This is a genomic window from Bacillus sp. MYb209 (assembly GCF_002975175.1).
GTDB lineage: Bacteria > Bacillota > Bacilli > Bacillales > Bacillaceae_G > Bacillus_A.
This window is the reverse complement of sequence record NZ_PCNZ01000036.1, coordinates 14,845-27,874: the sequence shown is the minus strand read 5'-3', so window position 1 is coordinate 27,874 and position 13,030 is coordinate 14,845. Positions and strand designations below refer to the sequence as shown.

9 protein-coding genes and 1 other annotated feature are annotated in these 13,030 nt (G+C 35.3%); all 9 genes read right to left on the bottom strand.

Annotated features, from left to right (window positions below; translation table 11 throughout):
• Nucleotides 1-74 precede the first annotated feature (74 nt).
• Nucleotides 75-839: a class B sortase gene (gene srtB / locus CQZ94_RS27005; protein ID WP_105587968.1), complete on the bottom strand. Its 765-nt coding sequence runs from the start codon at nucleotides 837-839 to the stop codon at nucleotides 75-77.
• A 32-nt stretch (nucleotides 840-871) separates the two neighbouring features.
• Nucleotides 872-1,642: an ABC transporter ATP-binding protein gene (locus CQZ94_RS27000; protein WP_105587967.1), complete on the bottom strand. Its 771-nt coding sequence runs from the start codon at nucleotides 1,640-1,642 to the stop codon at nucleotides 872-874.
• Complete coding sequence (locus CQZ94_RS26995) at nucleotides 1,632-2,615, bottom strand: FecCD family ABC transporter permease (protein WP_105587966.1); 984 nt, start codon at nucleotides 2,613-2,615, stop codon at nucleotides 1,632-1,634. Before CQZ94_RS26995 ends, CQZ94_RS27000 begins: the two co-directional genes overlap by 11 nt.
• A gap of 27 nt (nucleotides 2,616-2,642) precedes the next feature.
• A complete protein-coding gene (isdE, locus tag CQZ94_RS26990) occupies nucleotides 2,643-3,524 on the bottom strand; it encodes a heme ABC transporter substrate-binding protein IsdE (RefSeq protein WP_142395945.1) in 882 nt (293 codons plus the stop codon).
• A 68-nt stretch (nucleotides 3,525-3,592) separates the two neighbouring features.
• Complete coding sequence (locus tag CQZ94_RS26980) at nucleotides 3,593-6,766, bottom strand: NEAT domain-containing protein (protein WP_105587963.1); 3,174 nt, start codon at nucleotides 6,764-6,766, stop codon at nucleotides 3,593-3,595.
• A gap of 19 nt (nucleotides 6,767-6,785) precedes the next feature.
• Nucleotides 6,786-7,493, bottom strand: coding sequence for a heme uptake protein IsdC (gene isdC, locus CQZ94_RS26975; RefSeq protein ID WP_105587962.1), 708 nt, complete (start codon nucleotides 7,491-7,493; stop codon nucleotides 6,786-6,788).
• Between the two features lie 491 nt (nucleotides 7,494-7,984).
• On the bottom strand, nucleotides 7,985-9,310 hold the full coding sequence (gene brnQ6, locus CQZ94_RS26970) for a branched-chain amino acid transport system II carrier protein BrnQ6 (protein WP_105587961.1): 1,326 nt from the start codon (nucleotides 9,308-9,310) through the stop codon (nucleotides 7,985-7,987).
• 113 nt (nucleotides 9,311-9,423) lie between these two features.
• Nucleotides 9,424-9,675 (bottom strand) — a binding site (T-box leader).
• A gap of 106 nt (nucleotides 9,676-9,781) precedes the next feature.
• Entirely contained in the window at nucleotides 9,782-10,471 is a 690-nt protein-coding gene (locus tag CQZ94_RS26965; protein WP_105587960.1) for a 23S rRNA pseudouridine(2604) synthase RluF, read from the bottom strand.
• Between the two features lie 196 nt (nucleotides 10,472-10,667).
• Nucleotides 10,668-13,028: an endonuclease MutS2 gene (locus tag CQZ94_RS26955; protein ID WP_105587959.1), complete on the bottom strand. Its 2,361-nt coding sequence runs from the start codon at nucleotides 13,026-13,028 to the stop codon at nucleotides 10,668-10,670.
• Between the last annotated feature and the right edge of the window lie 2 nt (nucleotides 13,029-13,030).

Sequence of the window (13,030 nt, the reverse complement as noted above, 5' to 3'; positions counted from 1 at the left end):
CTTCTTGATGTTGCCTAACTTTTTTCAAAATGTCCTTTACAAAGGGTACAGATTACATTTTCTATACTTTTTATTTAATTTCTTTTTACTAATTTCGCATGCACAACTAACCTTCCTGCCTCTGGATCAAGTGCGTAGTCACATGTAGAAAGTGTTATAATTTGATCATTTGCCGTCACTTCTGCATTTGTTTTATACAGTGATTTTTCTTTAATTTGTTCTAGAAATGATATATAGTCCTCATCGCTTTCAAAATCCGTTTCAATGTAATAAAAATCAGTTGTTGTCGTATACACTGAAAATACTTCGACATCGTACCCTTCAAATAAAGTATCGTAATATAATTTGCGGTGTGCCATAAAAAATTTTTCATCTAACATTTTTTTTAGACTTGCGAACATAGAACCATCTTTCATACGATGACCATATAAAATTGTATTTCGATTTTGCGATTTCACATCATTACGATAATCCATAAAGATACTTCCTGCTCGCATATCCTCACCTTTATAATTACGATATAAATAGTAATCGTTGTCTTTCGCTTGAACGATTGGATAATTAATTTGTGTATCATCCATCGTAATCCATCCAACTATTTCTGGATTAATCTTTTGTAACGCTTGAAACTGTTTTCGTATCTCTCCGTCTTTTGCCTTTTCTTCTACTGGGCTCCGCTCATAAATTTCTTGTGCCTCAGCCATTACTTTACGATTTTCATAGTAGTCCATGAAAATACCACCTAATTCATACATTGAGTAAAAAAAGATGCCTAAAAAAACAACTGTAAGTATTCGTTGAAAAAAAGGATTCTTTTTCCGTTTTTCCTTACCACTCAAATTATCACCTCAAAACGGATTGCAATCAGCGCTTAAATTCCCATCGGTACCATATACAACCCTGTATCTTCATCATGCTTTACAACGACATCTACACCGTATATCGTTTTAATCATATCCTCTGTTACTACATCATTCGGATTACCTTTCGTAACGATTTCACCATCTTTCATAACAATAATATGATCACTATAACGAATTGCTTGATTAATGTCGTGTAATACCATGACAATCGTCAATCCATACTCCTCGTTTAATCCTCTCACTAGCTCTAATATTTCAAGCTGATAATAAATATCTAAATATGTTGTCGGCTCATCTAAAAAGAGCATCGGTGTCTTTTGCGCTAAAGTCATCGCAATCCATACCCTTTGTCTCTCACCGCCAGATAAAGCATGAATTGGCTTATCTCGCTTACTCTGTAAATTCGTACAAGTAAGTGCCCTTTCAATAGCTTCTCTATCTTCATCATTGTGTGAAGAAAAAATATTTTTATATGGCATACGACCAAAACTCGTTAATTTTTCAACAGTAATATCTGCCGGTGCCTCATTTTGTTGATGAACAACCGCTAGTTTTCTAGCAAACTCTTTCGGCTTATACGTACTAATTGCTTTTCCATCAAGTATTACTTCCCCACTACGAGGAGTGTGATTTCTTGACATAACACCAAGTAATGTTGATTTCCCGCATCCATTTGGGCCAATAATGGTTGTGATTTTCCCCATTTCTATTTCACTACTAACAGACTTTAAACGATCTGTTACATTGTCATACGAAAAGGTTACATTTTTAATTTCCATGAACTTTATCACTCTTTCTAAGCAAGAATATTAAGAATGGGCCGCCAATAACCGCCATAATTGTCGCTGCTGGAATTTCGTTAGGTGGCACAAGCAATCTCCCAATCGTATCCGCCGTCAAAATTAACAATGCCCCTGCTAGCGCAGAAAATGGAATTAACACTTTGTGATCTGAACCGACTAATTGTCTTGAAATATGAGGAACAAGCAAACCTACGAAAGCAATAACTCCTGCAATTGCGGTTGATACAGCCGCTAACAACACTGCAATTGCGGAAATAATAAGGCGAACTCTCGTCACATGAAGACCTAAGTTCTTTGCAGTCTTATCTTGTAATGATAATAAGTTACACCACGCTCCTACAAACAGCGCAAGGACAAGCCCAATTGTTCCATATGTAACGATGATTTCCACATCTCCCCATGTCTTCATTGTTATATTTGAAGTCGTCGTTTGTTTAATACTCTTAATAAAGTATCCACAAATCGTAATGAACGATTCATTTAATCCAGTAAACATCGCGTTAATGGCAATACCAATTAATATAATGCGTAACGGACTCAATCCTGATTTCCATGAAAATGAATAAACTAAGTAACACGCAAAAGCTCCGCCTAAAAAGGCAAATACCGGTGTCCAGAAGAAAAACTGTGGAAATAACGTAATAATTACAAGTGTCATAAAACTTGCCCCTGAAGATATCCCAATTACCCCAGCATCTGCAAGTGGGTTTTTCATAACAGCTTGGAAGAGCACACCTGAAACCGCCAGTGCTGCTCCTATAAATAGCGCAATAATGATACGCGGGAAGCGTAGGTCTTTAATAACTTCGACGTCTTCATTGTTTCCTGTAAATATCCCTTGTACAAGATCAACAATACCTACTTCTAAACTCCCTCTCATCGCTGACAACGACGTCATCACAATGAGCAATACAGTAACAATAAAGAAACTCCAAAATTTTTTATTCATGCTAATCTTCCTTTATATTAAAATGCATCACGGATACATCATTTTTTTCAATTCATCTAAAGCTTCAGTCGCTGCTAAATTTCCTGTCGTTCCAAATAAACTTTCTTCTAAATCGTAAACTCGATTATTTTTAACTGCGGCAAAATGTTTCCAAATGTCATTCGTTTTAAATTCTTTATCAAACATTTTTACAACTTCCTCTGGCATACCATGAGCTGCTCGTAAAATAATATCTGGATCAGCTTTCTTTAAATACTCTGTATTAGAAGCTAAATATTCTACCTGTTCACCGTGTACAATATTTTTACCCCCTAGTTGTTTCACTAAATCTCCAATATAAGAATGTTCTGTTGCTACTAAATAACTTCCCGGCACACCTAATAAAATAAGCACTGTTGGAGATTTCTTACCTTTCACATCTTTTTTAATATCCGCAACCTTCTTATCTAGCTTTGCTACAACTGACTCTGCTTGTTCTTCGCGTCCATATTTTTTACCCAAATCAGTAATTGAATTTTGCATATTTTTTAAACTTGTTAAATCTAAAAAACTCGCCTTCATTCCGGTTTCATTAAAAACTGGTTTTAATTCATTCTCAAGTGTTGTCACTGACAATACTTCTGACGGCTTTAATGACCTTACTTTCTCCATATCAGGGCTCATTGGATTCCCAACATCAGGTAGCCCCTTATAACGTTTTGGTAATGTTTTAGAGCTTGTTGGAACACCAACTAAATCTACTTCTAATGCATCCATAATTTCAGTAACAGCGACTGTCGTTGCAACAATTCTTTCTTTACTGTCACTCTTTACCTTCTTCGCCGTTTCTTTTTTTGGTGATGAACACCCAGCTATACTTACTAATAGAATAATAGCCATTAGTACACTCGCAATTTTCTTCACTCGCAATCACCACTCCTTTCAATACAATATGAAACAAGTCTTGATGTACACTTGATACATCAAGACTTAAATTTTTACAATCTACCTGCTCTATATTTACGAACCAATAAAGCAAGTGAGCCTAATAATAGCACCATATATAATCCAATTTGTGCCGTATCTGCTGTTTTTGAGTTTTTCTCTTTCTTATCGTCGACTTTCGTATTCTCTCTTAATTTCTTACCGTCGGCATTGCGATTAAACTCAGGTGTTGCAGTTGTTTTAACATTTTCTACTTTTGGTGTAGTCACCGGATTTTTCGGATCATTCTTCGGCTCTTCTTTTATAGTCCCTAGCGCACCAATATTGTTTGTATCAAATTGAATTTGTACATCATAGAAATGGTGGTAGTTCATCTCATTGATGTCTACTTTTACTTTTGCATTTAATTTTTTAAATAAATCACTTACTTCAAATTGCACTACTCTCGTATTTGCATTTTTATCTTCGCTCACTACTTTTGCATCAGCGAATAAACCATCTTTTTCTGTTTGGAATTTCGTAATCCATGCACTATTTTTCAGCGTCATCTCAATGTACTTTTTACCATCTTTAACGATTAATTTTGCTGGATTTACAGTATAATCATGCATCTTTGAAAGTTCATCTGTTTTGTCTTTTAACACTTTAAATGGAATATCATATTGACCATCTACTAAATTTTTCGGATCAACTTTTACTTTTGGTTCATCCTTTTTATTTTCATCTTGGCCGTTATTTCCGCCTTGACCGTTGTTTTCACCTTGACCGTTGTTTCCACCTTGATCATCGTTTCCACCTTGTTGGCTACCTAAAGTTTTAATACTACCTTGATCAAATACAAGTTGAACATCGTAGAAATGGTGATAATTCATCGCATCGATGTCTACCTTTACTTTTGCGTTTAATTTTTCCGATAAATCGTTTACTTCTACTTCTACTACTCTTGTATTTTGCTCTTTATTTTCACTTAATACTTTTGCATTAACGACCGAGCCATTCTTCTCAAAATCAAACTTTGTAATCCATGTACTATTTATTAATGTAAACGATACATATTTCTTACCATCTTTTACTTTCAATACACCTGGGCTTTTTGTGTATGTATTCATCATTGAGATTTCATCTGTTTGATCTTTTAACACTTTAAAGCCAATGCTGTATTCACCATCTTTAAGAGCTTTTGGATCAATTGTTGTGTTATTACCTTGGTTGTCGTTTCCACCTTGGTTGTTGTTCCCGCCTTGGTTGTCGTTTCCACCTTGGTTATTGTTTCCGCCTTGGTTATTGTTCCCGCCTTGGTTGTCGTTCCCACCTTGGTTATTGTTTCCACCTTGGTTATTGTTTCCACCTTGGTTGTCGTTTCCGCCTTGGTTGTCGTTTCCACCTTGGTCGTCTAACGACTTAATGCTATCTTTATCAAATGCAAATTGAATATCATAGAAATGATGATAATTCATTGAATCAATGTCTACTTTTACTTTTGCATTTAATTTTTTCGATAAATCTGCTACTTCTACTTCCACTACGCGTGTATCAGCTTTCGTATCTTCACTTAATACATTCGCATCAACAAACGAACCATTTTTCTCAAATTCAAACTTTGTAATCCATGCACTATTCGTTAATGTAAATGATACATATTTCTTACCATCTTTTACTTTTAACACACCTGGACTTTTCGTATATGTGTTCATCATTGAAAGTTCATCTGTTTGATCTTTTAATGTTTTAAAATTGATGCTGTATTCGCCATCTTTAATTGTTTCAATATTTGGTTTTTTCTCACCATCTGGCTTTTCTACTTCTGGCTTCTTATCACCATCTGGTTTCTTTTCTTCATTCTTAATTGGCTCAAGTTTATCTTGATTAAATAGAAGTTGTACCTCATGCGTTTGTTTATAATTTCTTGATGCCATTTCGATAAATACTTTTGTATTTAGTTTTTTTGATAAATCATCTACTTCGAATTCTACGACTCTTGTATCTTTTTCTTTATCTTCGCTCACTACTTTTGCATCAATAAATGCACCGTTTTTTTCCGTTTGGAAATTTTCAATTAATGAGCTACTTTTTAGTGTTACAATCGCTTTTTTCTTACCATTTTCTACTTTTAATACCGCTGGACTTATCACATTCTCATTCATTCTAGATTCTTCATCTGTCTTATCTTTTAACACTTTAAATGGAATGCTGTACTCACCATCTTTAATTATTTCAACATCTGGTTTTTCTACTTCCGGCTTTTTATCTTCATCCGGTTGTTTCTCTTCATTTTTAATTTGTTCAAGTTTATCTTGCTCAAATAAAAGTTGTACATTATGTGTTTGCTTGTAACCTTGTGATGCCACTTCAATAAATACTTTTGCATTTAGTTTTTTAGATAAATCATTCACTTCAAATTCTACGACTCTTGTATTTTTTTCTGTATCTTCACTCACTACTTTTGCATCAACAAATGCACCATCTTTTTCCGTTTGGAAATTTTTAATTAATGAGCTATTTTTTAACGTTACAATTGCTTTTTTCTTACCATTTTCTACTTTTAATACTCCTGGATTTACCATGTAAGTATTCATCTTAGATTCTTCATCTGTTTGATCTTTTAACACTTTAAATGGAATGCTGTACTCACCATCTTTAATTGTGTTAGAATTTGGTTGTTGATCTGGGTCAGGCTTTTGGTCGGGCTTCTGACTCGGATCCGGATTTTTATTTGGATCTGGCTTATTAGCTGGGTCCTCTTTTTCATTTGGTTGTTCTACATGAATCGGTGTAATACTATTTTGATCAAATGCAATACGCACATCATAGTCATGATGATAATTTAAAAAGTCAATGTCTACTTTTACTTTCGCATTTAATACCTTCTCTACATCGTCCACATCAAATTCTACGACTCTTGTATCTTTTTCTTTATCTTCATTAATTACATTTGTCGCAACAAACTGACCACTTTTTTCGGTTTCAAACTTTGTAATCCATGAACTATGTTCTAACGTAAAGGATACTTTCTTTTTCCCATTCTTCACTTTTAAAGTTCCTGGACTTACAGAGTATTGATTCATCATAGATTCTTCATCTGATGTGTCTTTAAGAACTTTGAAACCGATTGAATATTCACCGTCAGCTAGTTGACTAGCTGCTTGAACCGCAAGGGGTTGTAATGTTGATACGAATGTAAATACCATTAAAAACATCGCAACAACAATTTTAAGATATTTATTCAATGGAATACCGCTCCTTTATTTAGTTTTGACGTACTTTACGAATTAAGAAAACACCTGAAATAAGAAGTAATGCTGCAAATAATCCGATACGTGCTTCATCACTTGTTTTTGGGTTATCTGTTTTTTCAGCTTTCCCACTTTCATTTGTTCCTTTGTTTGCATCTTTGTTTGTTTCTTTGCTCTCTTCTTTCTTCGCTTCTTCTTTTACTTGTGTACCTTTTTTAGTTTGATCTTCATTTTTTGTTACAGTTGCTGCATTATTTTCTCCACCTACAGCCTTTACATTTGCATCAAACGCAAAGCGAATTGTGTAGTTATGGTCATAATTTACATTCGGTACAACAACATGAATTTTTGCAGCTGCTGGTTTAGATAAGTCGTCTATTTTAAACTCTACAGTTCTTTTATCTGCAGATTCATCTTTACTAACAACTTTTGCATCAATAAAGTTTCCGTTCTCTGGTGCTTTAAATTCTGTAATCCAAGCACTATGATTCATCGGAATTTGTACTCTCATCTCACCATTTTTTACAATTAACTTAGCTGGTTTTTCAAAATAATCATTTGCCATTGAAGCTGAATCATTTTCCGCTTTTTGTATTACATAGTTAATATCGTAAGTACCGTCAGCTACATTTGCCGAAGCTTGTCCGAATGGCAATACGAGAAAAGCTAGCATACATACGAACGTCATAATAAAAGCTGGTAATACAGAAAACTTTCTCATGTCCCTTACTGCCTCCCTATTTCTCATTTTTTGAAAATGATAATTATTCTCAATATATAAGAAAAAAAATAATCGTTCCATCTCTATTTCATGCCGAATAAAAATATGTAGTTCAAGATAAAATGATTATCATTCTCATTGTAGTTCAAAAAAAATAATCTATCTTCATAACTCCTTATACAAAGAATTATTTATTGAACAAAGATCGTTCGGAACTATACTGATTATCATTCTCAATAGTGTTCAAAAAAATAAAACTTCCTCTACTCTACTATTTTATCACCTCTTCTAGCAAAATAATATAGTCACAGACAAGCCCTTCTCTTCTTTCCCTCTCTTTCCTTCCAATATTTCCATAACTAAATCAATCTTAGCTTAATGACATTTTTTTTGTCAACTATATTATATGTATTTTTTAAATATCTAAATTTCCATACATAGCAGTTTTTCTACAAAATAAGAGGCTTTCTTTGAAAGAAAGCCTCTTATTTTTATTTTTCTACAGCAATTTCCTGCTTTTGAAACTTAGAAACTATATATCCAATCACTATACCTATCATACCAGGAACTAACCAGCCAATCCCTACACTGTATAATGGAATCTTATCTAAAATAGGTGCTAATGCTGCAATTTGCAGATTTGCATTGTGCAATCCATCAAAGAAGCTAATCGCAAATGCCCCTACAATACCGCCTACATACATTGCTAATGGAAGACGAACGTAATTTTCAACGAGTGATAATACGATAAGTACGATACCAATTGGATAAATTGCAATTAGAATTGGTAATGCCAATGCGTTTAACTGAGTTAAACCAAGATTTGCTACCATAAATGCTAATACACAGAAAATGAAAATGACTTTTTGATAAGAAAGCTTCGGTAATAACGAAGAGAAGTATTCCCCACAAGCTGCAACAATACCTACAGAAGTTGTTAAACATGCTGCTGTAATTGCGATGCCAAGTAATAATGTTCCGTAGCTACCAAATAAATGATTCACGACATTTGTTAAAATAATTCCCCCGTTTGCTCCCATTCCAAGTGACACACTAGAAGCTCCAAGGTAAGCAAGTGCTAAGTAAACTAATAGTAAACCAAGTGCTGCAATAAATCCTGCAAAGATTGTTACTTTCGCAATACTGTTCTTATTTGTAATACCTTTTGCTTTTAAAGCATTAATGACAACATTTCCGAAAACAAGTGCTGCAAGTCCATCTAAAGTTAAATATCCATCAATAAAACCTTTAAAGAGCGGGGCACTATATGCTTCTGTCGGTGCACCAAACTCTCCCATTGGCGTCATAATTGCTTTCGCTACAATACTTGCAATAACAGCTAATAAAATTGGTGTTAATACTTTACCAATACGCCCTACTAATTTCGAAGGGTTTAAAGCTAAATAGAACGTTACCGCAAAGAAAATAAATGTAAAGATGACAAGTGGATAAGCCTGACCAGCTACCTCACTTGGTAAAAATGGCGCAATGCTCATTTCATAAGCAACAGTCCCTGTACGTGGCACACTAACAAATACGCCTAAACATAAATAAATTGCAGTAATGAAAATTAGCGCGAATACAGGATGTACACGTCCTGCTAACTCATTAATATCTCCCTTTAGAGCTATAACAATAACTCCTAATAAAGGCAGTCCTACACCTGTTACGATAAAGCCAAATAACGCGATCCATACATCTGTTCCAGCACCTTGTCCTAACGCTGGTGGGAAAATCATATTACCGGCACCGAAAAACAGTGCAAATAACATTAAGCTTATTGCAAACATCTCAGAAAACTTTAAAGATGATTTCATTTCTACTACCTCCTAATTATTCTATTGACAAAATATTCCGAATAAAAATCCGTCACATATCCTCTTTCAAGCATACTTCCCCATAAAAGAACGCAAAAAACACCCGTCCCTAACAAAGGGACGAGTGTTGAAATCGTGGTTCCACCCTTATTCTAATAAAATGAATTTATAACGAAATAAGCTCATTTTATAGCTCGTGTAAATTGATAACGGTTTTATCCGCCAAGAATTACAATGCATCATGCAGTTCACTCTTGAAGTTTAGAGGTGGTAAGTTTGTCTTTCCATATTAGGAAGCTCACAGCCTAAGGCTTCCCTCTCTGAGAATCGTCAAAAACAACTCATGTCCTCATCATTACTTTTATAAAATATCTTGTCGAAACTTGTTGTTTTTTATTATATGGTCTATTTTTTTAAAAATCAATAGTTTTATTTTTTCTGACAAAAAATATAGGGAGAAAACATTTCTCCCTATATTTGCCCCATCAATATTTCTAATTCTTCAGCTGTAATGTTCCGCCATTTTCCGGTTTCAAGTTCATTTAGCTCTATATTCATAATGCGAACTCGCTTCAACTTTGTTACTGTATACCCGAAAGCACGACTCATTCTACGAATTTGTCTATTCATTCCTTGTGTTAAAACGATGCGAAATGTAGATTGGTCAACTCTCGTCACTTTACATGGTTTCGTCATCCCATCTTTAATCTTTACACCGCTGGACATCATATCAATAAACCAATCTGTAAAAGGTTTATCGACTGTGACAACATATTCTTTCTCGTGCTCATGATCACCGTGCAAAATTTTATTTGCAATGGCACCGTCATTCGTTAATAAAATGAGTCCTTCTGATGCTTTATCTAACCGTCCAACAGGAAAGATTCGTTCTGGGTAATTGATGTAATCAATAATATTATCTTCAATATGATCCGCTGCTGTACAAGTAATTCCGACTGGTTTATGGAAGGCAATATACACCTTTTCTTTCTCTTCTTTTTCAATAACCTGTCCATCAATCGTTACAACATCACCATCGCTCACGATTGTACCGTGCGTACATATTTCACCGTTAATACAGGCGCGTCCTGCTTTGATTAGACGGTCTGTTTCGCGTCTTGAGCAGGATTGTGCTTCGCTTATGTATTGGTTGATTTTCATGTTTTATTCCTTTTCTTATAGATTAAAAGCGTCAATCCATGGCAATTTCATTATGCCAAGATTGACGCTCCTTCACTTCGCAAAAACAACTAAATAAATAACCCCAATCACCAAAAATATTCCACAACAAGCTAACAATACTTTTGCGAGTTTGTCCATAAACATATAATGGTTTCCCCTTTTGTTTGGTTGTTTGCTATTTCAATTCGACAACTGTTACGCCTAGGCCTCCCTCGCCCATGTCACCGTAGCGGTAGGTTTTCACGCCGCGATGTTTCTTCAAGTAATCTTGTACACCTTGGCGAAGCGCTCCTGTTCCTTTACCGTGAATAATTGATACACGAGGATAGCTTGCAAGCTGTGCATCGTCTAAATATTTTTCAACGCGCATCATTGCATCTTCATAACGTTCGCCGCGAAGATCAAGCTCTAACGACACGTGATAATCTCTACCCTTCACACTTGCGACTGCTTTTTTCTCAGTTTGCTTCGGTGTATTAATGTATTCCATATTGGATTCTTTCACTTTCATCTTCAGAATACCAATTTGTACGCTCCACTCTGTATCACTTACTTTTTCAAGCAATTGACCTTTTTGACCGAACGTTAACACTTTTACTTCATCACCTGGTCGTAATTGTTGTTTCGGCGCTGTATTTTTCACATGTACTTTTTGTTTCTTCACAAGCTCTGGCGCTGCCCCTTCTAGACGGCTCTTCGCTTCAATAAGCTCATGGTCTTTCACATTTACAAGCTGTGCTTTACGCAATTGACGAAGTTCATGAATAATGCCTTCTGCTTCTTTCTTCGCACCTTCGACTTTTTCTTCCCCTTCTTTTTGCACTTTTAATAATTTTTCATCGCGCTCATCGTTAAATTCAATAATTTGACGCTGTAATTCACGATGAAGTTTTTCTGATTGCTTACGATGTTCTTCCGCTTCCTTTCGTTCGCGCTCTGCACTTTTTTGGCTTTCTTCTAGCTTTGCAATCATATTTTCGATTTTGTTCGTATCTGTACTAATTTGGTTACGAGCGCGATTAATTACGCGATCAGACAAACCAAGACGCTTCGAAATTTCAAAGGCATTACTACGTCCTGGTACACCGATTAATAATTTGTACGTTGGGCTTAATGTATTCACATCGAACTCAACGCTCGCATTAATAACTTGCTCACGATTGTATCCATATGCTTTTAATTCTGGGTAATGCGTTGTTGCAACAACGCGCGCACCGCGGTTACATACTTCATCTAAAATTGAAATTGCTAGTGCAGCCCCTTCTTGCGGGTCTGTTCCAGCACCTAATTCATCGAATAAAACTAAGCTTTCGAAATCAGCTTTTTCTAAAATATCTACAATGTTCACCATATGTGAGGAGAACGTACTTAAACTTTGTTCAATCGATTGTTCATCACCGATATCAGCAAAGATATTTTTAAATACACAAATCTCTGATTCGTCCATTACTGGAATGTGCAGACCAGATTGTGCCATTAAGACACAAATACCGACTGTTTTCAGTGTAACTGTTTTACCACCTGTATTCGGTCCTGTAATAACAATTGTTGTAAAGTCTTTACCAAGCATAATGTTATTTGGCACGATAATTTCCGGATCGATAAGCGGATGGCGTGCTTGTTTTAAATCCATGTAGCGTTCATTATTTACGATTGGCTTCGTCGCTTTAATTCGCTTCGCATAAAGAGCTTTTGCAAAAATAAAGTCAAGATTTGCAACTACTTCTACGTTTGATAGAACGATATCAGCTTCCACTGCTACTTCTTCCGTTAACATCATTAAAATGCGTTCTACTTCTTGTTTTTCTTTCACACGTGCTTCTTGAAGCGCATTATTTAATTCCACGATTACTTGCGGTTCTATAAATAACGTTTGTCCAGAAGCAGATTGATCGTGAACAATACCACCATATACGCCGCGGTATTCTTGTTTTACCGGGATTACGTAGCGTTCGTTACGAATCGTTACAATTGCGTCTGATAACATTTTTTGCGCGTTTGAAGAACGCGTCATGTTTTCTAATTTCTCACGAATACGGCTTTCCGCAGTACGAATTTGGTTACGAATACCACGCAATTTGTCACTTGCGCTATCGACTACTTCACCGCCGTCACCGATACAGTTTGTAATTTTCTTTTCTAAATCATATAAAGATACAATTTGCGCGACATGTGTTTCTAAAATTGGAAGTTCAACACCATTATCAATCATATCGTCAATGAAGCGTTTCATTTGGCGACTACCATACATCGTACTTGCGATTTCAATTAATTCATGAGGACTTAACATACTTCCAATTTTCGCACGCTTAATATTTGAACGAATATCAGAAATCCCTCCAAGTGGTACATGTCCTTTTAAACGGATAACTTTTGCTGCCTCATCCGTTGTTTCTTGCAGTTCCACAATTTCTTCAAAATCTGTGCTTGGCACTAAATTCTTCACTTTATCACGACCAAGTGAAGATGCTGTATGTTCAAGTAATTGTTCTTTTACTTTATTGTATTCTAATACACGCAACGTTCTTTCTAACATGT